The organism is Rhodospirillaceae bacterium, from assembly GCA_028819475.1.
Lineage (GTDB): Bacteria > Pseudomonadota > Alphaproteobacteria > Bin65 > Bin65 > Bin65.
In genome coordinates, this window is the sequence record JAPPLJ010000030.1 from 291,799 (window position 1) to 317,197 (window position 25,399).

The window sequence follows — 25,399 nt, forward strand, 5'->3', positions numbered from 1 at the left end:
CCGCTGCGCGTTCGGCGCCGCGTTCAGCGGGCCTCCGCTTCCAGGATTGCACGCAGTTCGGTCTTCAGCACCTTGCCGTAATTGTTCTTCGGCAGGCCGTCGACGAAGCGATAGTCCTTCGGGCGCTTGAAGCGGGCGATATTGTCGAGGCACAGCCGGTCGAGCGCCTCGACCGTCGGATCGCCGCTTTCGCCCGCGCCATCGCCCGGAACGATAAAGGCGACGACCTCCTCGCCCCAGTCCTCGTGCGGCCGGCCGACCACCGAGGCCTCGCGCACGCCCGGATGCTTCAGCAGCACCTCCTCGATCTCGCGCGGATAGATGTTGGTGCCGCCGGAGATGATCATGTCCTTCGAGCGGTCCTTGAGAGTGAGAAACCCGTCCTCGTCGAACGCGCCCATGTCGCCGGTGTGCAGCCAGCCGCCCTTCAGCGTCGCGGCCGTCGCCTCCGGATTGTTCCAGTAGCCGCGCATGATGACGTCGCCGCGGCACACGACCTCGCCGATCTCGCCCGCCGGCAGGGGGTTGTCGTCGGCATCGACGACCCGGACCTCGACATCGGTGCGCGCCACGCCGGTCGAACCGAGCCGTTCCCGGTAGCGCGGATGACCGCTGTCTTCGTGCATCGCCCGGGTCAGGCCGGTGATCGTCATCGGCGCCTCGCCCTGGCCGTAGATCTGGACGAATTTCGGGCCGAGGATTTCGATGCCGCGCAGCAGGTCCTCGACATACATCGGCCCGCCGCCATAGACGATGAGCTTGAGGTTGGACGTGTCCGCCTCCGCCAGGCCCGGATGGTTGAGCAGGCGGACCACCATGGTCGGCGCGAAGAAGAAGGTCGCGCCCGGCCAGCTGTGCAGCAGATCGAGCATCTCCGCCGGGTCGAATCCGCCGGACTCCGGAAACACCTGGGCCGCGCCGCGCGCGACATGGGGGATGCCGTAGCAGCCCGAGCCGTGGGACGCCGGCGCGCAATGGACGATGCAGTCGCCGGGCGCGATATCGCCGACGTCGGCGAAATAGTTCATGGTCTGGCTGACCAGGTTGCGGTGGCTGAGGATCGCGCCCTTGGGCCGCCCGGTGGTGCCCGAGGTGTAGAACAGCCAGGCCGGATCGTCCGGATCGACCTCTGCCATCGGGGCGGGCTCCCCGTCCGTCAGGGCGGCCCATTCCGCGCCGCCGGTCGGGACGATCCGTTCAAGCGTCCCGATCTCGTCGTCGAGCCCGGCGACCGCCGCGGCCTTCTCCGGGTCGGTGAAGCAGACCCGGGCGCCGCAATTCTCCAGGATGAAGGCGAATTCCTTGCGATGCAGCTTGGCGTTGACCGGCACGGCGCAGATCCCGGCATGCCAGCAGGCGTATTTGACGACCATGTAATCGGGCACGTTCGCCATGACGAGCGCCGCCCGGTCGCCGGGCATGAGCCCGAGCCGCCCGGTCAACCGACCGGCCAGCACCGCGGCCTGCCGGGCGAAGTCGCGGTAGGTCGCGACCTGCGCATGGCCCAGGCCCAGCGCGGTCGCATCCGGGTTCAGCAGGGCGGGGCGGTGAAGAAAGGCGGCGAGGTTCATGGCGCCCGTTACTATCCGCCCCGCGCGGCGGATGGCAAGACGGGCGCAAGATGCCGGTTGCGGGCGGGCGGGCGCGGGCGCTATTGCAACGGCGGAGCGCAACGGCATTGCGGGGAATTCGGCCATGCGGAACCTGACGATCGACGGCGACCGGCTGTGGGACTCGCTGATGGAGCTGGCGCAGATCGGCGCGACCGAGAAGGGCGGCGTGTGCCGGCTCGCGCTCACCGACCTCGACCGGGAGGGCCGCGACCTGTTCATCCGCTGGTGCGAGGCCGCCGGCTGCACGGTGCGCGTCGACCGGGTCGGCAACATCTTCGCCCGCCGGCCGGGCAAGGACGAAAGCCGCCCGCCGGTGATGACCGGCAGCCACCTCGATTCCCAGCCGACCGGCGGCAAGTTCGACGGCGCCTACGGCGTGCTCGCCGGGCTGGAGGTCGTCCGCACCCTCAACGACCTGGAGATCGAGACCGACGCGCCGGTCGAGGTCGTCGCCTGGACCAACGAGGAGGGCAGCCGCTTCTCGCCGCCGATGATGGGCTCCGGCGCCTTCGCCGGCGTGTTCCCGGAGGAGGAGGTGCTGGCCCGGCCGGACAATGTGACCGGCGACCTGCTCGGCGACGAGCTGAAGCGCATCGGCTACGACGGCCCGGAGGCGGTCGGCGGGCGCGCGGTCGGCGCCTACTTCGAGGCCCATATCGAGCAGGGCCCGATCCTGGAGAACGAGGCGAAGACCATCGGCGTCGTGACCGGCGCCCAGGGCCAGCACTGGTACGAGATCACCGTGACCGGGCAGGAGGCCCATGCCGGCCCGACGCCGATGCCCCTGCGCAAGGACGCGCTGGTCGCCGCCGCCCGCATGATCGACGCGATCAACCGGCTCGGCCACGCCTTCCCGCCCTACGCCTGCGCCACCGTCGGCTTCGTCGACGCCAGCCCGAACTCGCGCAACACGATCCCCGGCAAGGTCTTCTTCACCGTCGACCTGCGCCACCCGGACGACGCCACCCTCGCCGCGATGAACGACCGGCTGCGCGCCGAGTTCGCCGAGATCGCCGGGGCCGCGGGCTGCACCGTCGAGATCGTCGATTTTTGGGAATTCCCGGCCCAGCCCTTCGACGAAGCCTGCGTTTCCGCCGTGCGCAGCGCCGCCGAGCAGGGCGGCCACGCCTGGCGCGACATCGTCTCCGGCGCCGGCCACGATGCGGTCTATATCGCCCGCATCGCCCCGACCGGCATGATCTTCATCCCGTGCGAAGACGGCATCAGCCACAACGAGATCGAGAACGCCACGCGGGAGGACTGCGCCGCCGGCGCCGAGGTGCTGCTCAAGGCCGTGCTGGACCGGGCGGTGGGGTGAAGGGGGCGGCGCGCCCCTCGATACGGCGCTCCGCGCCTACTCGGGATGAGGGAAAACTTTTGCCTTTCACCGTTGTCCCTCATCCTGAGTAGCGGCCGAAAAGCCTGTCCTGAGCTTGCCGAAGGGCCGCGTATCGAAGGGCCAACGGCACAGCCCCGCCCCCGTCCCCTACCCCGTAAACTGCCGCTTCAGCCCTTGCCAGTCGGCCGGGTAGTCGGTCTGGAGGGCGCCGCCGTTCATGGCGTGGTCGGTGACGCGGTAGGGATGGCGGCTCTCGAACATGAAGCTGATGCCGCTGTCGATATGCTGGGGCGACAGGTCGTGGGCGCTCGCCGCCTCGAAGCTCTCCGGCGACGGACCGTGCGGGATCATGCAGTTGTGCAGGCTGGCGCCGCCGGGCAGGAAGCCCTTCGGCCTGGCGTCATAGACGCCGTAGAGCAGCCCCATGAACTCGCTCATCGTGTTGAGGTGATACCAGGGCGGCCGGAAGGTGTCCTGGCCGACCAGCCAGCGCGGCGCGAAAACGACGAGATCGGCGTTGGCGACGCCCGGCGTGTCGGAGCGCGAGGTCAGCACGGTGAAGATCGACGGGTCCGGATGGTCGAAGCTGATCGAGCCGAGCACGTTGAAATCGCGCAGGTCGTATTTGCAGGGCGCGTGGCTGCCGTGCCAGGCGACGACGTCGAGCGGCGAACGGGCGAGCGCGCAGGCGTGGAAGGCGCCGCCGGCCTTCTGCACCAGCTCGAACGCGCCCGCCATGTCCTCGTAGGCCGCCTGCGGATAGTGGAAATCGCGCGGGTTGGCGAGGCCGTTGGACCCGATCGGGCCGAGGTCCGGCAGCTCGAAGGGCGCGCCGTAATTCTCGCACAGATAGCCGCGCGACGGGCCGTCCGGCAGATCGACGGCGATCTTGATGCCGCGCGGGATCACCGCGAAGTCGCCGGGCGTGAGATCGAGCGCGCCGCATTCGGTGCGCAGGCGCACGTTCCCGGTCTCCGGCAGCAGCACCATCTCGGCGTCGGCGTTTTTGAAATAGCGCCGCTCCATCGAGGCGTTGGCTCGATACAGGTGGACCGCCAGGCCGGCCCCGGCGCCCATGTCGCCGTTCCAGACATAGCTCGCCATGCCGTCGAGGAAGTCGGCCGGCGCTTCGGGCGCCGGCTGCGGCGACCAGCGGCACTGGGCATGCGGGTAGGTTCCGTCCGCCGACGGCGCGGTCAGCCAGAGCGGCAGGTCGATGCGGCGCCACTCGCCCTGGGCGAGGACCGAGGGCGCGATGCGGTAGAACCAGGTCCGCCGGTTCTGCGCCCGCGGCGCGGTGAAGGCGGTGCCGCTGATCTGCTCGGCATAGAGGCCGTAGGCCGGCCGCTGGGGCGAGTTGCGGCCCTCGGGCAGAGCGCCGGGCAGGGCTTCCGTCGCGTGTTCGTTGCCGAAGCCGGTCATCGTGCCGGCCGCCGTGGGGGCAGGGCTGCCGGCCGCGGTTGCCGGCCGGTGGGCGGGGGCGAGCTCGTTCATGGCCCTATCTCGTATCCGGGTCTCGTATCGGGGTCCGAAGCTGGAATTTATCGCGAGCCTAGCCGATTCCGGCACGGCGCGGGAGTCGCGCGTTGCCCCCGAGCGGATCGGCGAACCCGGTTCCGCGCTCCCGGATCGGCGGCTATGCTGCGCCGGAGCGGTCACCGAGGGAGGGGCGGCGCGCGATGGATCTGAAGGACCATATCCGCGGCATCCCGGATTTTCCGAAACCGGGCATCCTGTTCTACGACATCTCCACCCTGCTGGCCCATCCGGCGGCGTGGCAGGAGGCGGTCGGGCGGCTGGCCGATGCGGTCGCGCCCTACCGGCCGGAGGTGCTGGCCGGCATCGAAGCCCGCGGTTTCCTGGTCGCCGCGCCGCTCGCGCTGCGGCTGGGCTGCGGCTTCGTCATGGTGCGCAAGCAGGGCAAGCTGCCCGGCGAAACCGCCGGCCACAGCTACGATCTCGAATACGGCTCGGACCGGGTGGAAATCCAGGCCGATGCCGTGATGCCGGGCCAGCGGGTCGTGCTGCTCGACGACCTGATCGCCACCGGCGGCACGCTCCGGGCCTCGATCGAGCTGATCCGCAAGGTCGGCGGCACCGTCGCCGCCGCGGCCTGCCTGATCGAGCTGACCTTCCTGAACGGCCGCGCCGGCCTCGACATCCCCCTCGAAACCCTGATCCGCTACGAGGAATAGGGCCCTTCTGGTTCCACCGGGAAACGGGCGCGATTGGGAACCGAAAGGCAAGCAGGGCGTCCCCCCTCCCCTTGGGGGAGGGGGTTAGGGGGAGGGGTATGCGGCGGCCGAAGACTCGCCGGAACCGGGCGTCCGTGCGGCAGCAGCCGACCCCTCCCCTGGCCCCTCCCCCAAGGGGAGGGGGATTCTGTCGAAACCCTTGTCGCAGGAGAAGCTAGCCGTGGCCGATGTCTTCCGAGACGCCCGCCTCCGGGGACTCACACCGCGCCGAGGGCTTCGGCGATGGCGTCGATCTGGGCGTCGACGTCGACCGGGCAGAGGGCGGTGACCTCGAGATCGCGGTCTTCGTAGACATCGCGGCCGAGGCGGCGGGCGCGCTCGTCGACGACCCGGTCGCGCGCCTCGATCAGCGCCTCGATCTGCGGCCGGAACAGGTCGACCATCGCCGTGATCCAGCGGTTGACCGGCCAAGACGGCCGGGCGAGATCGACCACGAAGCGGTCGAGCATGGCGATCACGTCGGGCGCGGCGAACCAGGTCTCGTCGGTCACCCAGCGGTTGACTGTGAACAGGCTGACCGGCCGGCCGAACTCGTCCATGCCGATCGCGACCAGATGGGCGACGGCGTCCTCGCGGTCGGCCGGCGGCGCGCCGTCGGGCCCGGCGAGCGGCCGGCAGGATTCCGGCATGCCGGGACCGCGCAGGAAGGTGTGGAAATGGCCGTGCTCGCCGCCGGCGGTCGGGCCGGGATGGGCGTGGTAGAAATACTGGGCGAGGGTCTCGGGATCGCACACGTCGCCCCGCGGGTGATGGTCCCACTCGTAGAAACTGCGCGCGCCCAGCAGTTCGCTGATCGGGTTCTCGCCGCTGCGCGCCAGGACACGCCGGCAGCGCACGACCTCCTCGCCGGCGTCGAGCAGGGCCTCCAGCCGGTCCGCGCCGAGGGCGGCGAAATCGGGCGGGCCGATCTGCACGATGCCGGATTTTCGCCCGGATGTTTGCCGGGGTTTTTGCGCAGGTTTCCGCGGGGCTCTTCCGCGCGATCTCTGCGGCGGTTTCGGTGCGGCCATGGCGGCGGCGTCCGTTGCGGTTACGCTTGTGGGCGCGCGGCCGTCAGGCACGGCGCTTCATGTGCCGGTCGGCCCCGGCGCGGGCGAGGAAGGCCGAATGCCACTTGCCGGCCAGGCGGTCGATGACCTCGAACGGCACGCCCATGTCGTGCAGCGGCGCCACGGCGTTGCACCGGTCCTCGTAGCGCGCGATCAGCCCGTCGCGCAGGTGGAACACGCCGACGCCCTCGAAGCCGCAGCGCCTGCCCCTGTTATGCTTCGTCGTGCTGGTGTAGCTGAACAGCCACGAGGCGTAGCCGACCTCCGCCGTCGACACCGGGTGGCGGAACTCCCAGTCGAAGTCCCTGCCGTCGCGCCAGAAGATTTTTTCCAGCATGTCGCGGATGGCGTCGCGGCCGTGGAACTCGCCGTAGAAAATGTCGTCATAGACGCCGTCCTCGGTGAACAGCGCGGCCAACGCCGTCCCGTCGCCCGCTGCGACGGCGGCGGCGAAATTCGTGAGAAGGGTGCTGAAACTGCCGGTGTTGTCGGAAGCGCTCATCGGGGGCGGCCTTGATGCGGTGAACGGGCGCGGGGAACGGGAGAAACCCGGCCGCCCGGCGCGCGTGCAATCCCTGCCGCGCCGCGCCGACCGGCGGGCGGATACTGCCCCATCGCCCGACCCGCAGCCAATGCGGCAGAGCGTTGCTTCCGCCCGCCGTGGGTGGCCGGGGATGGCCGGGGCGCAGCATTTTCCGGTTGACCGCGCCCGCCGCCCCGGTTTCCGATCGGCGGCATGAAGACGGTGCTCATCACCGGCTGTTCTTCCGGCATCGGGCTGGACGCCGCGCGGACGCTGCAGCGCCGCGGCTGGCGGGTCTTGGCGACCTGCCGGCAGGAGGCAGATTGCGCCGCGCTGCGCGACGAGGGACTGGAGAGCTTCCGCCTCGACTATAGCGATCCGGCCTCGATCGACGCGGCGATGGCGGAGGCGCTGGACCGCTGCGACGGCGCGCTCGACGCGCTTTTCAACAACGGCGCCTACGCCATGCCCGGCGCGGCGGAGGATTTCAGCTACGAGGCGCTGGAGGCGATCTTCCGGGCCAACCTGTTCGGGCCGCACGAGCTGGCGCGCCAGGCGATCCGCGCCATGCGGCAGCGCGGCCGGGGCCGGATCGTCAACTGCTCCTCGGTCCTGGGCTTCGCCTACATTCGCTTTCGCGGCGCCTACACGGCGACCAAGCACGCCATGGAAGGGCTGACCGATACGCTCCGGCTGGAGCTGCGCGGCACGCCGATAAAGGTTTCGCTCATCCTGCCCGGCCCGATCACCACCTCAATCCGCGTGAAATCGCGCCCGCACTACGAAAAATGGATCGACAGGGAGAACAGCGCGTGGCGGGACTTCTACGACACGGTGCTCGAACCGCGCCTCTACGATCCGGAGACGCGCCGGGATCCGGGCGAACTCGGCCCGGAGGCGGTGACCGCGAAGCTGATCCACGCCCTCGAAAGCCCGAGGCCGAAGGCGCGCTACTATGTGACCCGCGCGACCTGGGTGGCGCGCCTGTTCCGCATCCTCGTGCCGGCCGGCATCCGCGACCGGGTGCTGGAACGGTACTCCTGAGCGGCCATCGGTACGCGGCAGCTACCGGCGCAGCGAGCGGATCGTCAGGGTGTGGCCGCTGCCGTTCGCCCGGATGACCGACTCGAACGGATAGTTCGCCGCCCAGCGCGGCGAGTCAAAGCGCCAGGTCAGGCGGCGGCCGCCCGCCATCGGCGCGGAGACCACTTCGCCGCGCGCCACCGGGTTTTTCGGATTCATGTGGATGACGAACCCGCGCGCAGTCCGGGGCGCACCCGGCGTGAGCGGCAGCGCGCCGTCCAGATTGAGTGTAAGCCGGTGCGTCGCCGCGGCGTGCCGGTATCCGGCGAGCGCGCCGGCGCCGCCCAGAGCGACGGTAATCCGGTTGCGGTAGCCCGGCATGGGTGCGGTCAGGCGCGTGCCGCTTTCGGACGACCCGACCGCGAAGGGAAAGCCGGCCGGCCCGGAGTTCAGTTGCGTACTGCGCCGCACGAACGACCAGCGGCCGAACGGGATGACGGCGATCTGGATGCCGGCGCTGTAGGCCGCCACAAAACCATGCTTGCCCGCCGGGTCGTCGCCCGGGCCGAATGAGTAGTCGCGACCGCCGATCCGCACCTCGTTGCGCCGCGTCAGGGCATTGCGATCGCGGTGGAACAGAAGAAAATGCCGGTCGGCGGAATGTCCCGACTGGTCGGTCAGGCCGGTCCGGACAGGGGCGAGCGGCCGGTCGGCGAGGTTGATGGCAATCTCGGTTGGCGCGCCGTCCGGGCCGTTCAATGCCGCCCGGACGCTTTGCGCCCGTCCTGCAGCGCCGGACCGCCGGTAGACGATCGGCCGGTAGTGGCTGCCCGGAAAATTCTCGACGATCCGCCTGTCGTCGAAAAAGTGAAGCTGGCGCTTGGCGCCCTTTCGCTCGGTGAAGAACACCCAGACCGCGCGATAGGGGCTGCCGGCCCGGTCGATCGACATGATCTCCGCGCTCTCGTACACCGGGTGGCGCGGCAGCCAGACGAACCAGTGGTGGTCCCAATACTGGTGGTAGCTCACCAGGGGCACGACCGGCGATTCCGCTCCGGCCGGTGCGGCAGGGCCGGCCAGGCACAACAGGGCGAGGGCGCCGGCGAACAGACTGCGGCTGGCGGTCATGGTTCCTCCTCCCTGCGAGGGATGGTTCAGGCGCCGCCTTCGCCGTCCAGAATGTCGCGCAGATAGGCGACATGGTCCCGGAAGGCTCGCCGTCCCGCGCTTGTGAGGCCGGCGCGGGTCCGCGGCTTGCGGCCGGCGAAATCCTTGACGATCTCGATATAGCCGGCCTTCTCCAGGGTCGTCAGATGGGCGCCGAGATTGCCGTCGGTCGCGCCGGTGATCGCCTTGAGCCGGACGAATTCGAGCCTTTCCCGGCGCGGCAGGGCGTTCAGCGCCGACAGGACCCTGAGGCGCGTCGTCTGGTGGACGATCTCGTCGGGCCCGCTCATCGCGCGCGCCGCAGCCAGAGGCCGCCGAGAATCAGCGCGCCGCCGCCAAGCAGCGGCACGATGTAAGCCGCGTGGGCCGGCGCATGGTAGAAAGCGCCGACCGCGAAGCCGGCGAGTGTCGCCCCGACGGCCGCGAACCGCAGGCCGAGCCAGCACCCGACGAGCGCGTAGGCCGCCGCGACCAGCAGGACGATGAAGGTCTGGACCTGGACGCCGGAAACCGGCGCGAAGACTGCGAGAGTCATCGAGATGAACGCCGCCAGGACGACGATGGCGCCGAAAAAGCGATACGTTGCAATCCGATCGCCGCTCTTTCCGAAACGGCGGCTCTGGGCGATCACGAGGCCGGCCGTGCCGGCGAGGCCGATCGCGTCGACGGCGGCCCAGCCGATGCCGGCATTCTCCGGCGAGAGCGCCCCGACTGCGCCGGCGACGATCCACAGCGGGCCCCAGAGCAGCAGGTAGGGGCTGCCCGCCGAATACCCGAACAGCGTGAGGCTGTGCCGTTCCGCCCTGTCGATTGCGTGCAGCGCCGAGGCGGCGGCGTCCCTGGTCACGGTCATGGCGTCCCCCGCTGGTCCGGATGTGCGATGCGTTTCGATATAGCCGATTTTTACTCTGTATTTTAGAGTACTCTATTTCAAAATTCAGTGAACGGCAGAAAAGCCGGGCCGGGCGCTGACACACCCCCATCTGGCCTCCCCCTCTGAAGAGGGGAAGGTATAACTCTGCGGACGCTCACAGCATTTCGCAGAGGAATCCTATCTAAAACGCCACCCCGACGGCGGCGGCGAGGAAGGCCGTGAAGCCGGCGCCGGTCCGGGCGATGGCGGCGAAGCGTTCGGGGAAATCGGGCGCGCAGGCCTCGGCTTCCGAGAAGCGGGTGACGGCGACGAAATCCTTGCGCTTGAGGTCGTCGATCAGTGGATGGTCGGGATCGTAGCCGCGCGGCGGACGCTTGAGCGACTGGCCCCACATTTCGAACGTGCCGAGGAAGTCCGCGGCGGCCGTGAGTCGCCGCCATTCGTCCGGCCGTGCGACGATGGCGTCGCGGATACCGGCCAGCGCCGGGCCGTCGGGATGCCAGACGCCGCAGCCGGCGAAGCAGCCATCCGGCTCCAGGTGGAGGTAGAAGCCCGGCGCATGGGCGTCCCGGCCGGCCTCGTGGCGGAAATGGGCGCCGACATTGGTCTTGTAGGGCGTTTTGTCCTTGGCGAAGCGGGTGTCGCGGTAGATGCGGAACAGCGAGCCGCCGTTGGGCCGCGGATCGGCGCGGAAATGCGGGCTGATCTCGGCCAGCGGACGGGCGAAGGCGGCGATGAAATCGAGCATCGGATCGCGTACCTCTTCGCGGTAGCGCGCCTTGTTGGCCTCGAACCAGGGCCGCTCGTTGTTGGCCCTGAGCGCGCGCAGGAAATCGAAGAGGGCGGGCGAAATCGGCTGGGTCGTCATCCGTTGTTCCACGTCAGGCGCGGGTCAGGCGCGGGAAGGATTGCGTTCGGCTCTGTTCGCGCCGATCGCGGGACAGTCCTGTAACCGGCGGATCGATGTTATTGCAAGGGACCCGAGCGCAGATCGTATCTTCTCAACGTCCAGGGAAATCGATACATCAAATTAAAAAATATCCGGCATCCCGATATGAAATACGATCTTGCCACGCTCCGCGGCGACATATTCGGCGGCGTCACCTCCATGGTGGTCGCGTTGCCGGTCGCGCTCGGCTTCGGCATCGCCTCGGGCATGGGTGCAGCCGCGGGCCTGTACGGGGCGATCGCCGTCGGTTTCTTCGCCTCCGTGTTCGGCGGCACGCGGTCGCAGATTTCCGGCCCGACCGCCCCCATGACCGTCGCCATGGCGGTCGTCCTCACCAGCTATGCGGGCAGCCTTGCCGAAGCCCTCACGGTCGTCGTTCTGGCCGGCCTGCTACAGGTGCTTCTGGGCCTGTCGAAAGTCGGCCGCTTCGTGGCCTACACGCCCAACATGGTCGTGTCCGGCTTCATGTCCGGCATCGGCATCATCATCATGCTGATGCAGGCGCTGCCGCTGCTCGGCGCGTCCGGCGCGACGGGCGGGCCCATGGGCGCCGCCCGGGCGCTGCCGGAAGCGGTGGAAAGCATCGACACCGGCGCCTTCGCCATCGGTGCGGTTTCGCTCGCCGTCGGATTCCTCTGGCCCCGGCGGTTTTCGCGCTTTGCGCCCGGCCCGCTGGTGGCGCTGGTCGCAGGAACGGCGCTGGGCATTTTCTGGTTGACCGACGCGCCGGTGATCGGCGCCATCCCGACCGGCCTGCCGGCGTTGCAGATCGGGCTGCCGTCGGCCGGCTTCCTCCTGCAGGCGCTGGAGCCGGCGATCATCCTTGCCCTGCTCGGCTCGGTGGACAGCCTGCTGACGTCGCTCGTGGCCGATTCGCTGACCGGGAACCGCCACAACCCGGACAGGGAGCTGGTCGGCCAGGGCATCGGCAACATGGTCGCCGGGCTGTTCGGGGCGCTGCCGGGCGCCGGGGCGACCATGGGCACGGTCACGAATATCCGCTCCGGCGGTTCGACGCCGGTTTCGGGCGTGTTGCGCGCCCTGCTGCTGTTCGCGCTGGTGCTCGGTCTGGGCGGTTTCGTCGAGCCGATTCCCCTCGCCGCGCTGGCCGGCGTGCTGATGAAGGTCGGCTGGGACATTATCGACTGGCGCCTGCTGCGGCGGGTTCATCGCCTGCGGCGCGAGCACCTCTTCATCATGCTGACGACGCTTTGCCTGACGGTATTCATCGACCTGATCACGGCGGTGGCGATCGGCCTGATCGCCGGCGGAATGGTCCATGCCCGGCGGCTGGAGCGGCTGGAGCTGGACAGCGTGGTATCGGTGCCGATTCTCGACACGACCTTCTTTCCCGAAGATACGGCGGTGGCGAACGCCGATCCGCTTGCCGCCCAGGTCGGCATGGTCGCGCTGAGGGGCAGTCTGACCGTCGCCTCGTCCCACAAGCTCGTCAGCGTGATCGGCCCGGACATAAGAGAGCACGAGGTCGTCATCTTCGACTTCTCGGGCACCGCCTATATCGACGACAGCGCCGCCATGGTGATCGAGCAGCTGTTGGATGTCGCGGCCGGATCGGGAACGGCCTGCATCGCGATGGGTCTGGCGGGCGATGCCGCGGCCACGCTGGAGACCTTCGATACCCTGCGGGACGTGCCGCAGGACCGGATCGTCGGCACGCTGGATGAAGCGCGCCGCGTCGCGCGGGACATTCTTGTACCGGCCGGCGCGCCGCCCGCGGACAACAGGCCGTCGTGACCGGGCGCATCCGGCCGATCGAGACCGGTGCACCGCGCGTGCCCGGAAATCTACGCGCCGGTGAGAATGCCGGCGGTAAGAATCCCGGCGGGGCGAATGCGCAAGCGACCGCTCAACATCGGCGCGAGAATCTGTTATGTACGGCACGCGCAGACGTTTCGATGGTTTGAAATTGGAATTATCCGGCCCCGGTCAGTTCGGCGGGAGCCGGGGCCGGATCGGCAACCGATGACCGCGGCGATATGCAAGGCTGCCCCATGAAACGGATGACGAGGAGAACGGTGCTCGGCGCCGGCGCCTCCCTCTTCCTGCCGTGGTCCGTGAGCCGCGCCGCATCCGGCAATGCCGCGGGCTTTACCGATACGGAAATCATCCTCGGCATGTCGGCGGCGTTCTCCGGCCCGTCGCGCGGCCTCGGCATCGAGCTCTATCGCGGCGCCTACGCCTATTTCAACCATGTCAACCGGGCCGGCGGCATCAGCGGCCGCAAGATCGTCCTCAGGACCTACGACGACGGTTATCAGCCGAATCCTTCGGTGGAGAATACCGTCAAGCTGATCCTGAAGGACCGGGTGTTCGCCCTGTTCGGCTATGTCGGCACGCCGACCGTGACCCGGGTCCTGCCGCTGCTGAAGAAGTTCCAGAACGAGAAGACGTTCCTCTTCTTTCCCTTCACCGGCGCCCAGCCGCAACGCCAGCCGCCCTACGGGGAATTCGCATTCAACCTGCGCGCCTCCTACCGCCAGGAGACCGAGGGTCTGGTCGATAATTTCGTCTCGGTCGGGCGGAAGCGCATCGGCATGTTCTACCAGGCCGACGCCTACGGCCGCAGCGGCTGGGCCGGCGTCCGGCGCGCGCTCAGGAAATACGACCTGAAAATCGTCGGCGAGGCGACCTACCGGCGCGGCCAGAAATTCACCAGCGTGATGCGCCGGCAGGCCCAGATCCTCAAGAACGCGAGGGCCGATGCCGTGATCTGCATCGGCGCCTACGCGGCCTGCGCCGCCTTCCTGCGCGACGCCGTGGACAACGGCCTGCGCGTGCCGATCGCCAATCTTTCCTTCGTCGGCAGCGAGAACCTGCTCAAGCTGATCGCCGAATCGCAGGACGAGCCCCGGCGCTACACCGAGCTGCTGGTCAACTCCCAGGTCGTGCCGAGCTACGAGGACGCTTCGATTCCGGCGGTCCGCGAGTATCGCGAACTGATGCAGCGCTACAATCCGCAGCCGCCCAAGGAACTGCTCAAGGAAGCCTACACGCCGTTCGCCCACAGCTTCGTCAGCCTCGAGGGCTTTCTCGACGCGAAGCTGATGGTCGAGATTCTGCGGCGCATGGGCGACAGCCCGGAACGCGGCAAGCTCGAGAATGCCGTGTTCTCGGTCAAGGACTTCGATCTCGGCGTCGGCGTGCCGGTCACCTTCTCCACCGATCGCCGGCAGGGCCTGGACCGGGTCTACTATACCGTGGTCGACGGCGGCCGCTTCGTGCCCCTGGACGACTGGAAAGGCAGGTTCTAGCGATATGAAGGTTCAAAAGCTTTTCCAGAAGACGCTGTTCGGCATCTTCATGCTGTTCGGCCTGATCGGCATCTCGACCTCGATGCTGGCCATCTACACTGTCGATTCCCAGTTGACGGAGGAATACGAGTCCAACGCCAAGGGGGTCGCCAAGACCATCGCCGATTCCAGCGTCGACATCATCCTGAACCGCGACCTGTCTGCGCTTCAGTCCCTGATCGACCAGTTCGTCGAGATCCAGGGCATCAGCTACATCTACATCATCAACGATAGCGGCGAGTATCTCGCCCACACTTTCGTGCCCGGCATTCCCGAGGAAATCCTGCGCGGCGAGGGGCACGGCGCCGAATCGGTCCGGCGCAGCCTGCCGGGCATGGGCGATTTCGTCGAGGTCAGCAGCCCGATTCTCGCCGGGGTGGCCGGCAGGGTTTACATCGGCATGGATACCGGACTGGTCGCCCTGAAGATTCAGCGCGCGATCGGCCAGCAGGTCTACCTGTTCTCGAGCATCTTCGTGATCGGCATCATCGCGGCGATCTGGCTGGTGAACCTCGCGGCAAGGCCGGTCGCGAACCTGCTCGCCTACGCCGTGGAACTGGCGCGCGAACCATCGGAAGAGGCGGACAACGGCGTTCTTGTCCGGGACGACGAGGTCGGACAGCTCGCCCGCCTGTTCCAGTATTTTTCCGGAACCGGGGATTTGCCGGCGCCGGCGCGGCCGTCTCCGGCGCCGCCGGCCTGATCCGGCGCGATCCGACGCCCGGCAGCCGACGCACAGCCTTTCATGTCGATTCCCCGCGGCCTGACGGTCCTGCTCTGCACCGTGCTGCAGATCTGCCTAGGCACGGTCTATGCCTGGAGCTTCTTCCAGACGCTGCTCGTGCGGCAGCACGACTGGTCCTACACCGAAACCGCGATCGCCTTCAGCGTCACCATTTTCTCGCTCGGCTGTTCGGCGGCGTGGGCCGGCGCGATGCTGCCCAGGCTGGGCCCGCGGCGGCTGGCGATCATCGGCAGCCTGCTGTTCTGCAGCGGCTATGTCCTCGGCGGCATCGCCCTGCAGTTCGACTATCTGCCGCTGTTCTATATCGGCTACGGCGTGATCGGCGGCGCGGGCATCGGCCTCGGCTATGTGACCCCGGTCGCGACGGCCGCGAAGTGGTATCCCGACCGCAAGGGGCTGGCGACCGGCATTGTCGTGATGGGTTTCGGCGTCGGTGCGTTCCTGTTGAGCAAGGTGCTGGCGCCCATCCTCATTTTGGCCACGGAAGGCGACCTGCCGACCGTCTTCATCGGGCTTGGAATCCTTTTCGCCGTCATTCTGCTGCCGTCCAGCTTCCTGCTGCGCGACCCGCCGCCCGGCTACCGGGTGACGGCCGCCGGCGTGCAGTCGACGGTGCTGGAGGAAGAGGAATCGGGCTCGGTCCGGCAATGCCTCCTCTCGCGCGAATTCGCCATCATGTGGCTGGTCTTCTTCTTCAACATCGCGGCGGGAATCTCCGTTATCAGCTTCCAGTCGTCCCTGCTTCAGGACGTCTGGGGCCTGGCCGACCCGACCGTCGAGCCGGAAGTCCTGGCGCAGTACGGCGCGACCCTGATCGCGGTCAGTTCGCTGTGCAACGGCGCGGGGCGGCTGCTCTGGGGCCTGCTGTCCGACCGGATCGGCCGGGTCCGCGTGTTCCGGATTCTGCTCGGCAGCCAGATGATCGTCTTCGGCATCCTGATGACCGAGAGCAATCCGTGGATCTTCTCCGCCCTGGTCTGCTACGTGCTGCTGTGTTTCGGCGGCGGCTTCGCGACCATGCCGTCCTTCGTCCTCGACGTGTTCGGCACGAAGCGCATGTCGGTGATCTACGGCGCGATGCTCACGGCCTGGGCGGCGGCCGGCATCTTCGGCCCGGTCTATGTCGGCTATATCAAGGACCAGTATCCCGACCGCGCCGTGATCTACTGCTTCCTGGTCGGAGTCCTGATCCTCGGGCTCGGCTTCTCCTTCTCCTACCTGCTGAACGACGACCGCATCCGCCTCGGCAAGCCGACGCTGGAAGGCACCCTGCGCCGGTTCGGGATCGCCGTGCCGGGGGCGAAATAGCCGGCGGTTCGGCGGCCGGCGCCCGCCCGCACCCCGACGGCCGGGGCGGTCGGCGGGGCGGCAACCCTCGAAACCCCGGATCGAGCAAATGTCCGCAGACGACGAGCTGAAAGACTGGCTGATCGGCCCCGGCCGCCTCTCCGGCGACGGAGTCGCGATCGCGGAAGGCTATGCACAGCGCCTAACCGCAGCCGGGGTGCCGCTGTCCCGCGCGCGCTTCGCCCAGCGCCTGGCCAATCCGCTGCTCTCCGCCTGGGGCATCATCTGGACACCGGAGGAAACCACCGAATACACCGTCGCGCGGGAAATCCTGGAAACGGGAGCCTGGCTCGGCAGCCCGTTCCAGCAGGTCGTGACTGACCGCTCGATGCTGCACAAGAGCCTGATCGGGCTGGACCCGGACAGGGACCACATCACCTACCACGAGCTTGCCGCGGCCGGCGGGACGGACTTTTTCGCCATGGCGCTGGAATATGGCGACGGCTCGGCGCAGGGCTGCAGTTTCGTGACCGCCGACTCCGGCGGGTTTGCGCCGGCGCATATCGACCTGATCGCCGATACCCGCCACGCCCTGGCCGCGGCTTTCGAGCCGGTGGCCATGCGGCGTTCGTCCGAAAGCCTGCTGCGGACCTATCTCGGCGAGGGTCCGGCAAAGGCGGTGATCGAGGGGACGATCCGGCGCGGCGAGCACTTGGCACTCGATGCCGTCGTCATGTTTTCCGATCTACGCGACTTTACCGCCAAGTCGGAGACTTGGAGCGACACGGCGCTGCTGCGCGCCCTAGACGGCTATTTCGAAGCCGTCGTGCAGTCCGTCCATGCCCATGGCGGGGACGTCCTGAAGTTCATCGGCGACGGCGTTCTTGCCCTGTTTCCCGTCGATGGCGGCGACCCTCATTCGAACCGGTGCCGGGATGCGCTCAAAGCGGCGGCCGACGCGACGGATGCGCTCCGCGCCCTCAACGTCCGGCGCCGGGGCGACGGGCTGGAGCCGTTGGCGGCCGGCATCGGCATTCACCTCGGCGCCGTCATTTTCGGCAACATCGGCAGCCCGGACCGGCTCGATTTCACCGCGATCTCGCCCACCGTCAATGTCGCAAGCCGCGTGCAGGACCTTTGCAAGCCGCTCGGCGAGCCGGTGCTGGTCACATCGGCGGTGGCCGAACAATCCGGTGAAACGTTCCGGTCCCTGGGCGTCCATCCGGTCAAGGGGCTTGCCGCGCCGATCGAGGTGTTCGGACTGCGGCCGGCTGTGGAATTGCCCTAGGAGGGACTTCGGAAAACGCGGCCGCCGCGGCGGGTCATCTTTGGGGGCATCGCCGCCGCCGCGGCCTCGGGGTGACCGTCTTGCCCGGCGCGGTTATCTGCCGTGAACCGCGCCCGATACCTGTGACGGCCCCGAATCCTGTCGTCGGCCGCTAGCGCCAGCCGGCGCGGTCTGCGATGCGGACCGCTTCCTTCTGGTATTTCGCCAGTTCGGAAAGCGCCAAAGAATCGGCCTTGAACTCGCCGAAATCGGCGACGATCCGGCCCGGCTGGACGTCCTTGCGCACCGGGTATTCGTTGACGGTCCGGGCGTAGATTTCCTGGGCTTCGCGGCTCGCCAGGAACTCGATCAGCCTGACCGCGTTGGCCCGGTTCTTCGAATGCTTCGCCACGCCGGTGCCGGAGATGTTGACGTGGGCGCCGCGACCCTGCTGATTCGGCCAGAACAGGCGGACGGCGGCGGCGGCCTTGCGGTCACGCTCCTTCTTCGATTTGGCGAGGCCGGCGAAGTAGTAGGTGTTGGCGATCGCGATGTCGCATTCGCCGGCCGCGACGGCGCGGATTTGGTCGCGGTCGCCGCCGGCCGGCTTGCGGGCGAAGTTTTTCACGAAGCCGTCGGCCCAGGCCTGCGCCTTCTCAGCGCCGATCGCGGCAATCATCGAAGCGATCAGCGACTGGTTATAGACGTTCGAGGAGGAGCGGACGCAGATGCGGCCCTTCCACCTGCCGTCGGCCAGCGCCTCGTAGGTCGAGAGGTCGGAAGGCTTGACCTTTGCCGGGTTGTAGAAGATCGGCCGGCCGCGCACCGTGAGGCCGAACCAGTGGCCCTTCGGATGGCGCAGGTTCGCCGGGACAGCTGCGTTGAGCGTGGCCGAATTCAGCGGCTGGAACGCGCCCAACCGGTCGAGCTGGATCAGCCGGGCGGCGTCCGTCGTCAGGATCACGTCCGCCGGGCTGGCCGCGCCTTCGGCCTTGAGCCGGGCCATCATCCCCTTCTTGAGGTAGATGACATGCGCCTTGACGCCCGTCTTCTGCTCGAACCCGTCGAGCAAAGGCTTCATCAGCACCGCCTGGCGGTACGAATAGATGTTGACGTCATTCGCGGCCGCGGCCGCCGCGCCAGTCGCGGCGAGCGCAAGAGCGCCGGCGAGAATCGGGAGCATTCTGGGCATCGGCTTGGGTTCCCGGGCAATCATGCGATTGATAATCATTCGCAAACTATCGAGGGGCAGTCGGCGGCGCAAGGCTGAAATTGCGAGCGATTCGCAACAAGGTGTCGCAGGCCCGCACCCGTCGCGCGCCCCACGAGCGATGGCCTCCCTGGACTTCGGTGCAGGCGGAGGCCGACAACAGAACGGGCGCCGCTCTTCCATTGATGCCTAAAAAACAATGATGCCGCCCCGGATTTAATCCGGGGCCCAGAGTCGTAAGCCGAGTCGGTGCCAGGCGACTCTGGCCCCGGATCCTCGCTGCGCTCCGTCCGGGGAGACATTGAGGGGTGGTTGGCGGTATCGGCTATCCGAACAGCAGGGAACCGCAAACGCATAGTGACGGAAAAAACTTCTTTGAACCCTCTACAATGGGCCGGGACCCTCGCCCGCCGGGGCTTGGCCGGCGTCGCACGCTTGACCGGCCCTGCGGCCCGTGGGAAGCCAGCGCGTCCCGATCGTGGAGCCTTGCCATGCTCGATCCCAAGTTCCTCAAATTCGATACGCTCAGCCTGCACGCCGGCCAGCATCCGGACCCGGCGACCGGCGCCCGGGCGGTGCCGATCTACCAGACGACCTCCTACATGTTCCCGGACGTCGAACACGCCGCCTCGCTGTTCAATCTCGAGCGGGCCGGCCACATCTATTCGCGCATTTCCAACCCGACCGTCGCCGTGCTGGAGGAGCGGCTGGCGGCGCTGGAAGGCGGCGTCGGTTCGATCTGCACCGCCAGCGGCATGGCGGCGATCCACCTTGCCGTGGCGACCTTGATGGGTCAGGGCGGGCATATCGTATCGTCCGGCTCGATCTACGGCGGCACCCACAACCTGTTCACCCACACGCTGCCGCGCTTCGGCATCGAGACGACCTTCGTCGATCCGCGCGATCCGGCGGCCTTCGAGGCGGCGATCCGGCCGGAGACCCGGCTGGTCTTCGGCGAGACCCTGGGCAATCCGGGGCTGGAGGTCATGGACCTGCCCGTCATTTCCGAGATAGCACACCGCCACGGCATCCCGGTGATGATCGACAGCACATTCGCGACGCCCTGGCTGTTCCGGCCGTTCGAGCACGGTGTGGACATCGTCATGCATTCGGTGACCAAGTTCCTCGGCGGGCACGGCGTGGCGATCGGCGGCGCCATTGTCGACGGCGGCACCTTCGACTGGGAGGCCTCCGGCCGCTTCCCGACCATGACCGAGCCCTATGCCGGCTATCACGGCCTCGATTTCGCCGATGAGTTCGGCCCCACCGCCTTCATCATGCGCGCCCGGGCCGAGGGCCTGCGCGACTTCGGCGCCGCCATGGCGCCGGCCAACGCCTTTTACCTGCTTCAGGGCGTCGAATCGCTGCCGGTGCGCATGGCACGCCATGTCGAAAACACGCGCAGGATCGTCGCCTTCCTCGATGAGAGCCCGGACGTCGATTGGGTCAGCTATCCCGAACTGCCGTCCCATCCCGACCACGAACTGGCCAAGCGCCTGCTGCCGAAGGGCTGCGGCGCGATCTTCAGCTTCGGCATCAAGGGCGGGCGCGAGGCCGGCCGCCGCTTCATCGAGCGCCTCGGCCTGTTCTCCCATCTCGCCAATGTCGGCGACGCCAAGTCCCTGGTCATCCACCCGGCGAGCACGACCCACCAGCAGATGGACACCGCGGCGCTCGAGGCTGCCGGTGTCGGGGAGGACCTGGTGCGCCTGTCGGTCGGCCTGGAGGACGCCGACGACCTGATCGACGACCTGGCGTCGGCGCTGCGGGCGTCGCAGAAAAGCCGGGCGGCTTAGGAGGGCGGATCGTGGAACTCACCGTCAACGGCAGGCGCGTCTACGGCTCGACCGGCGGCCGCGAATTCGACCCGACGCAGGATCCCGTCATTTTCCTGCACGGCAGCGGCATGGACCGCACCGTCTGGCAGCTGCAAACCCGCTATTTCGCCTGGCACGGGCGCAGCGTGCTGGCGGTCGACCTGCCGGGCCACGGCAAGTCGGAAGGCCCGGCGCTCGACAGCATCGAGGTCCAGGCCAAATGGGTGATCGCCCTGATGGACGCCGCCGGCGTGGCGCAGGCGGCGCTGGTCGGCCATTCCATGGGCGCGGCGCTGGCGCTGGAGACTGCGGCGGCGTATCCGGACCGGGTGAGCGCCATCGCGCTGTGCGGCGTCGCCGAGGCCATGCCGGTCCATCCGGAGTTGTTGGCGGCGGGCCTGGAGGGCGACCGCCACGCCTACGACCTCATCACCTCCTGGGGCTTCGACCGCAAGGCCCATATCGGCGGCCACAAGGCGCCCGGCACCTGGATGACCGGCGGCGCGAGGCGGCTGCTGGAGCGCGGCCGGGACGCCGTGGTCGGCACCGACCTCGCCGCATCGAACGCCTACAGGGGCGCGGCAGCGGCGGCGGCGAAGGTCCGGTGCCCGGCGCTGTTCGTGCTCGGCGACCGGGACCGCATGACCCCGCCGCGTAACGCCCGGCCGCTGATCGAGGCGATCGACGGCGCGGCGGTCGAGATCATCGCCGGCTGCGGCCACATGATGATGATCGAACGCCCCGATGAGACGCTCGATGCGTTGAGGAAGCTGTTGTAGCGGGGTTGGGTCGCGCTGGCGGATTTCGAGCGCCCTTTACACCGTGCAGGAGCGCCCCTATTTCCGCCGGAAGTACGACTGCCTAGGCCATCCCGGCCGCATCCGTCATTCCGCTGTTGCCGGTCCGCCAATCAGGGCATAGCAGAAGATCAAGGGACTATCGAATATGCCGAACGACGGTACCAGCCTGTCGAAGGGAAAATCGAGAGACGACGCTGCACCGACGTCAGGAGACGCGAGCGAGAAACCGTCCGAGAGCCGGAAACCCCGCCGCAGGCCGGTATCCGAGCGCATCATCGAGGAAATCTCGGTCGAGCGCAGGGTCGCCCTGGAGATACTGGCTGATCGCTAGCAGCCATTACAGGGTCGCCTGGGTCGACGCCATCCGCGGCCACGACAAGGCGGTACGCGGCGGTGCGGCGCCCGGGATTCTGAACGAACATAATATCCGATCAGCGCTCGCGCGGCCTTACCACGGCTATCACCATTTCATTCACGAAAAGGCGGCTGCCCTCGTTCACGGGATTGTTTCCAGCCACGGTTTTGTCGACGGAAACAAACGTACGGCGCTCTATCTCGTCGAACTGCTGTTGCGTCGGAGCGGTTATCGTCTGGTCGAGGACGACGTGGCCGTCGCCGATACTATCATTGCGGTCGCCGCGGGGGATATCGACTACGAGGCGCTGGCGCAGTGGTTCAGGGAACGTGTCGTCCGGGCCGAAGGTGTGTAATTGCCGGAGGCGAAGCCGCCCGCCTCACCACAGCCAGGTCTCGACCTTCGGATACGGCGCGCCCTGGCCGAGATATTGCAGGCCCTTGACGGTGCGCACGATCCACCAGATCAGGGCCGCCAGCAGGATCAGCCAGCCGACGAAAACGAACACGGTCGCCACGCCGACGGCGCTGTAGAGCAGGCCGATCCAGAAAGTGCGGATCTGGAAGCGGTAGTGGTCGGCGGCCCACTCGGCGGCGCCGTTCCGGCTGACATAGGCGATGATGACGCCGGCGATGGCGAGCACGCCGAAAATGATGGCGCCGAGATAGAGGAAATAGACGATCTTCGCGTTGCCGCTGCCGTCGGGCGCGGGATTTTCGGAGGGCAGGATATCGGCGTTCATTTGCGTCTCGCGGACGCCTACGAAAACAGCACCGAGGACAGGCCGCGGCGGCCTTTCTGGGTGAGCGGATGGCCGGGCCCTAGGGCGTCGAAGAATTTCAGCAGCAGCTTGCGCGCCTTGGCATCCTCCCATTCCCGGTCGCGCCGGATGCTGGCGAGCAGCGCGTCCATCGCGTCCCCCGTCCGGCCGCGGGCGTAGAGGGCGCAGGCCAGGTCGTAGTGCGCCTGGAGATCGGCGGCATCGGCCTCGACCCGGGCGCGCAGCGCATCCGGATCGCCGGTCTCGCCCAACTCGTCGATCAGGGCGAGCGCCGCCCGGGCGGCCACGACGTCGGGATCTTTCGCCATCTCCTCGGGCAACTGGCCGAGCATCTGGCGCGCCTGGTCCGGCTGGCCCAGCGCGATCGCCGCGCGCGCCAGGCCGACCAGCGCCGTGGCGTTGGCGCCGTCAAGTTCGAGGATGCGGGAATACATCCCGGCCGCGCTGCCGGCGTCGCCCTGCTCGAGCGCGGCGCGGGCCTCGGCGAGCATCTGGTCGACGACCGGATCGACCGGCGGTGCGCCGCCGGGCGCGGCAGCGGCGAGCCGCTCGACGAACTGGCGGATCTGGCTTTCCGGCTGGGCGCCGACGAAGCCGTCGACCGGCCGGCCGCCGGCGAAAGCGAAGACGGCCGGGATCGACTGCACGCGCAGCTGGCCGGCCAGCGCCTGGTTCTTGTCGACGTCGACCTTGACCAGCCGGACCTTGCCGTTCTGCTCCCTGACCACCTTTTCGAGGGCCGGGCCGAGCTGCTTGCACGGGCCGCACCAGGTCGCCCAGAAATCGACGATCACCGGCGTTTCCTGCGACGCCTCGATCACGTCTGCCGCGAAGTTGGCGGTGTCTGAGTCCTTGATGACGTCGGCGCCTGCCGCGCCGGCGCCGCCGATCAGCGTATCCATGAAAATCCCCGCATCCTCGCCCCTGCACCCGCACGCCGTCGCGTCGCGCCTTACATGGCGGAGCGCGCCGCAGCGGACAAGGGGGTGGAAGCGCGCGGGGGCCGGCCCGGTTCGGCGCGCCGCCTCACTCCGCCACCGCTTCCAGATCCATGATCTGCGGATCGTGGCCGCAATCGCGAATGAACGTCACCAGGTCGGCACCGGCGATGGTCGTCGTCGCGTCGTTGCGCAGCGGGTGGACGTTGACCAGCCGGTGTTCCATCAGCCCCTCGTCGAGGATCACCGCCGCCCGGCAATCCGCATCGTTGATCAGGCCGAACGGGGAGACCGCGCCGGGCGCGACCCCCAGCACCTCCATCAGCAGTTCCGGGCTGCCGAAGGACAGCGAGCCCCGCGCGCCGATGCGCTTGCGGAAGGTCTTGAGATCGACCGGCCGATCCTCCTCGGCGACGATCAGCCAGATTTTCCTGTTCTTGTCGCGCAGGAACAGGTTCCTGACATGGCCGCCTTCCAGTTCGCCGCGCAGCGCTTTGCTCTCCGCCACCGTATGGAGCGGCGGATGTTCGGTCGTCGTCCAGCCGAGGCCCAGGGCGTCGAGCCGGGCGTAAAGGTCCTGTTCGGTAGCGGGCATCGGAGCGCTTCGGGTCGTCGGTAACGGCGGGGCGGGTGCGGGCGGGCGGGCATCCGGCTTGAAATCCGGAGGGGCCTATCTAACTGTGACGCAGCCGCGACACCAGCCCTTGCGCTTCATCCTTGTCAATTCCGGGAGCCGGCGTATAGTCCGCGGCTTCACGGGCGGGCCGAGCCGAACCGGAACGCGCCGCGGCAGTCTGCGCGGGAGTAGCTCAGAGGTAGAGCATCACGTTGCCAACGTGAGGGTCGCGAGTTCAAATCTCGTCTCCCGCTCCAGACTTCCTTCGCGAACATCCTCCGATTCCGGCGCCATTCGCGCCTTGAAACCCTGCCCGGCAGGGGCTATCGGCTGCCCGGCGGCAGCGCGAAAGAGTTACCATGAGCACCAACAAGTCCCTCCTCATCCTGCCGGGCGACGGCATCGGCCCCGAAGTCATGGACCAGGTCGTCCGGGTCGCCGACTGGTTCGGCCGGGAACGGGCGGTGAAGTTCGATCTGGACGACGGTATCTGCGGCGGCGCGGCGCTGGACGCCGAAGGCACGGCGCTGCCCGACGCGGTCATGGCGAAGGCGAAAGCCAGCGACGCCGTGATGTTCGGCGCGGTCGGCGGCCCGAAATGGGACGCCAACCCCTTCCACCTCAAGCCGGAACAGGGCCTGCTGCGCCTGCGCAAGGAACTCGACCTGTTCGCCAACCTGCGCCCGGCGCTCTGCTTCGAGGCGCTGGCCGAAGCCTCCTCGCTCAAGGCGGACCTCGTCTCCGGCCTCGACATCGTGATCGTGCGGGAGCTGACGGGCGGGGTCTATTTCGGCGAGCCGCGCGGAATCGAGACTCTGGCCGACGGCAGCCGCAAGGGCGTCGATACCCAGCTCTACACCACGCCGGAGATCCACCGCATCGCCCGCGTCGCCTTCGAGCTGGCGCGCAAGCGGCGCAACCTAGTGCATTCGTCGGAGAAGTCGAACGTCATGCATAGTGGCGTGCTGTGGCGCGAGGAGGTGACGGCGATCCACGAGGCCGAATACGGCGATGTCGAACTGCGCCACATCCTGGCGGACAACTGCGCCATGCAACTCGTCCGCGCGCCCAAGCAGTTCGACGTGATCGTGACCGACAACCTGTTCGGCGACATGCTGTCCGACGTCGCCGCCATGCTGACCGGCTCGCTCGGCATGCTGCCCTCGGCCTCGCTCGGCGCGGAAGACCCGGCGACCGGCAAGCGCCACGCGCTCTACGAGCCGGTGCACGGCTCGGCGCCGGACATCGCCGGGCAGGGCGTCGCCAACCCGCTCGCCAGCATCCTCAGCTTCGCGATGGCGCTGCGCTATTCCTTCGACCTGGGCGACGAGGCCGACATGCTGGAAGCCGCGGTCGCCGGCGTGCTCGCCGACGGCCTGCGCACCGCCGACCTGGCCCAAGCGAACACGACCCGCGTCTCGACCGCCGAAATGGGCGACGCCGTCCTGCGCGGGCTGGAGACGGCGGCGGGGTAGGACGC

The 25,399-nt window shown here is 68.3% G+C and carries 25 protein-coding genes and 1 tRNA gene; 14 read left to right on the forward strand and 12 right to left on the reverse strand.

Annotated features, from left to right (window positions below):
• Positions 1–23: 23 nt before the first annotated feature.
• A complete protein-coding gene (locus tag OXM58_08960; protein ID MDE0148491.1) occupies positions 24–1,571 on the reverse strand; it encodes an AMP-binding protein in 1,548 nt (515 codons plus the stop codon).
• A 124-nt stretch (positions 1,572–1,695) separates the two neighbouring features.
• Between OXM58_08960 and OXM58_08965 the strand changes: the two genes are divergently transcribed.
• Positions 1,696–2,931, forward strand: a complete 1,236-nt coding sequence (locus OXM58_08965) for a Zn-dependent hydrolase (protein ID MDE0148492.1) — start codon at positions 1,696–1,698, stop codon at positions 2,929–2,931.
• 168 nt (positions 2,932–3,099) lie between these two features.
• Here OXM58_08965 and hmgA read toward each other — a convergent pair whose 3' ends face one another.
• Entirely contained in the window at positions 3,100–4,446 is a 1,347-nt protein-coding gene (gene hmgA, locus OXM58_08970) for a homogentisate 1,2-dioxygenase (protein MDE0148493.1), read from the reverse strand.
• A gap of 185 nt (positions 4,447–4,631) precedes the next feature.
• On the opposite strand from hmgA, the gene OXM58_08975 reads away from it, so the two are divergent.
• Positions 4,632–5,147: an adenine phosphoribosyltransferase gene (locus OXM58_08975; GenBank protein MDE0148494.1), complete on the forward strand. Its 516-nt coding sequence runs from the start codon at positions 4,632–4,634 to the stop codon at positions 5,145–5,147.
• A gap of 257 nt (positions 5,148–5,404) precedes the next feature.
• On the opposite strand, the gene OXM58_08980 is transcribed toward OXM58_08975, so the two are convergent.
• Together OXM58_08980 and OXM58_08985 are read right to left on the reverse strand one after the other, a co-directional pair.
• On the reverse strand, positions 5,405–6,121 hold the full coding sequence (locus tag OXM58_08980; GenBank protein MDE0148495.1) for a hypothetical protein: 717 nt from the start codon (positions 6,119–6,121) through the stop codon (positions 5,405–5,407).
• A gap of 139 nt (positions 6,122–6,260) precedes the next feature.
• Positions 6,261–6,758, reverse strand: coding sequence for a nuclear transport factor 2 family protein (locus OXM58_08985; GenBank protein ID MDE0148496.1), 498 nt, complete (start codon positions 6,756–6,758; stop codon positions 6,261–6,263).
• Between the two features lie 234 nt (positions 6,759–6,992).
• Between OXM58_08985 and OXM58_08990 the strand changes: the two genes are divergently transcribed.
• Positions 6,993–7,823, forward strand: coding sequence for an SDR family NAD(P)-dependent oxidoreductase (locus tag OXM58_08990; protein MDE0148497.1), 831 nt, complete (start codon positions 6,993–6,995; stop codon positions 7,821–7,823).
• 21 nt (positions 7,824–7,844) lie between these two features.
• Here the strand turns inward: OXM58_08990 and OXM58_08995 are convergent, their stop codons facing one another.
• The 4 genes from OXM58_08995 to OXM58_09010 form a co-directional block, all read right to left on the reverse strand.
• Positions 7,845–8,930, reverse strand: a complete 1,086-nt coding sequence (locus OXM58_08995) for a hypothetical protein (protein ID MDE0148498.1) — start codon at positions 8,928–8,930, stop codon at positions 7,845–7,847.
• 26 nt (positions 8,931–8,956) lie between these two features.
• Positions 8,957–9,259, reverse strand: coding sequence for a transcriptional regulator (locus tag OXM58_09000; GenBank protein MDE0148499.1), 303 nt, complete (start codon positions 9,257–9,259; stop codon positions 8,957–8,959).
• Complete coding sequence (locus tag OXM58_09005) at positions 9,256–9,822, reverse strand: hypothetical protein (GenBank protein ID MDE0148500.1); 567 nt, start codon at positions 9,820–9,822, stop codon at positions 9,256–9,258. Before OXM58_09005 ends, OXM58_09000 begins: the two co-directional genes overlap by 4 nt.
• A gap of 202 nt (positions 9,823–10,024) precedes the next feature.
• Positions 10,025–10,711, reverse strand: coding sequence for a DUF2461 domain-containing protein (locus tag OXM58_09010; GenBank protein ID MDE0148501.1), 687 nt, complete (start codon positions 10,709–10,711; stop codon positions 10,025–10,027).
• 186 nt (positions 10,712–10,897) lie between these two features.
• On the opposite strand from OXM58_09010, the gene OXM58_09015 reads away from it, so the two are divergent.
• The 5 genes from OXM58_09015 to OXM58_09035 all read left to right on the forward strand — a co-directional run bounded on the left by OXM58_09015 (position 10,898) and on the right by OXM58_09035 (position 17,423).
• A complete protein-coding gene (locus OXM58_09015; GenBank protein ID MDE0148502.1) occupies positions 10,898–12,547 on the forward strand; it encodes a SulP family inorganic anion transporter in 1,650 nt (549 codons plus the stop codon).
• A gap of 257 nt (positions 12,548–12,804) precedes the next feature.
• Positions 12,805–14,064 carry an ABC transporter substrate-binding protein gene (locus tag OXM58_09020; GenBank protein ID MDE0148503.1) on the forward strand — a complete coding sequence of 420 codons (1,260 nt, stop codon included), beginning with the start codon at positions 12,805–12,807 and terminating at the stop codon, positions 14,062–14,064.
• A gap of 4 nt (positions 14,065–14,068) precedes the next feature.
• Entirely contained in the window at positions 14,069–14,806 is a 738-nt protein-coding gene (locus OXM58_09025) for a hypothetical protein (protein MDE0148504.1), read from the forward strand.
• Positions 14,807–14,848: 42 nt separating this feature from the next.
• Positions 14,849–16,156 carry an OFA family MFS transporter gene (locus OXM58_09030; GenBank protein ID MDE0148505.1) on the forward strand — a complete coding sequence of 436 codons (1,308 nt, stop codon included), beginning with the start codon at positions 14,849–14,851 and terminating at the stop codon, positions 16,154–16,156.
• Positions 16,157–16,244: 88 nt separating this feature from the next.
• The gene (locus OXM58_09035; GenBank protein MDE0148506.1) at positions 16,245–17,423 is read left to right on the forward strand and encodes an adenylate/guanylate cyclase domain-containing protein; all 1,179 of its coding nucleotides are present in this window, start codon (positions 16,245–16,247) and stop codon (positions 17,421–17,423) included.
• Positions 17,424–17,574: 151 nt separating this feature from the next.
• Here the strand turns inward: OXM58_09035 and OXM58_09040 are convergent, their stop codons facing one another.
• Complete coding sequence (locus tag OXM58_09040; protein ID MDE0148507.1) at positions 17,575–18,594, reverse strand: Fe(3+) ABC transporter substrate-binding protein; 1,020 nt, start codon at positions 18,592–18,594, stop codon at positions 17,575–17,577.
• Between the two features lie 509 nt (positions 18,595–19,103).
• Here OXM58_09040 and OXM58_09045 point away from each other — a divergent pair.
• From OXM58_09045 to OXM58_09060, 4 genes are all read left to right on the forward strand, one after another.
• Entirely contained in the window at positions 19,104–20,408 is a 1,305-nt protein-coding gene (locus OXM58_09045) for an O-acetylhomoserine aminocarboxypropyltransferase (GenBank protein MDE0148508.1), read from the forward strand.
• Between the two features lie 11 nt (positions 20,409–20,419).
• A complete protein-coding gene (locus OXM58_09050; protein ID MDE0148509.1) occupies positions 20,420–21,208 on the forward strand; it encodes an alpha/beta hydrolase in 789 nt (262 codons plus the stop codon).
• 166 nt (positions 21,209–21,374) lie between these two features.
• Positions 21,375–21,560 carry a hypothetical protein gene (locus tag OXM58_09055; GenBank protein MDE0148510.1) on the forward strand — a complete coding sequence of 62 codons (186 nt, stop codon included), beginning with the start codon at positions 21,375–21,377 and terminating at the stop codon, positions 21,558–21,560.
• Positions 21,561–21,639: 79 nt separating this feature from the next.
• The gene (locus OXM58_09060) at positions 21,640–21,939 is read left to right on the forward strand and encodes a type II toxin-antitoxin system death-on-curing family toxin (GenBank protein ID MDE0148511.1); all 300 of its coding nucleotides are present in this window, start codon (positions 21,640–21,642) and stop codon (positions 21,937–21,939) included.
• A gap of 24 nt (positions 21,940–21,963) precedes the next feature.
• On the opposite strand, the gene OXM58_09065 is transcribed toward OXM58_09060, so the two are convergent.
• From OXM58_09065 to OXM58_09075, 3 genes are all read right to left on the reverse strand, one after another.
• On the reverse strand, positions 21,964–22,326 hold the full coding sequence (locus tag OXM58_09065) for a hypothetical protein (GenBank protein MDE0148512.1): 363 nt from the start codon (positions 22,324–22,326) through the stop codon (positions 21,964–21,966).
• Between the two features lie 17 nt (positions 22,327–22,343).
• Positions 22,344–23,267, reverse strand: a complete 924-nt coding sequence (gene trxA, locus OXM58_09070) for a thioredoxin (GenBank protein MDE0148513.1) — start codon at positions 23,265–23,267, stop codon at positions 22,344–22,346.
• 124 nt (positions 23,268–23,391) lie between these two features.
• The gene (locus OXM58_09075; GenBank protein ID MDE0148514.1) at positions 23,392–23,898 is read right to left on the reverse strand and encodes a prolyl-tRNA synthetase associated domain-containing protein; all 507 of its coding nucleotides are present in this window, start codon (positions 23,896–23,898) and stop codon (positions 23,392–23,394) included.
• Between the two features lie 203 nt (positions 23,899–24,101).
• Here OXM58_09075 and OXM58_09080 point away from each other — a divergent pair.
• A tRNA-Gly gene (locus OXM58_09080) sits at positions 24,102–24,176 on the forward strand.
• Between the two features lie 102 nt (positions 24,177–24,278).
• A complete protein-coding gene (leuB, locus tag OXM58_09085) occupies positions 24,279–25,394 on the forward strand; it encodes a 3-isopropylmalate dehydrogenase (GenBank protein MDE0148515.1) in 1,116 nt (371 codons plus the stop codon).
• Positions 25,395–25,399: the final 5 nt, after the last annotated feature.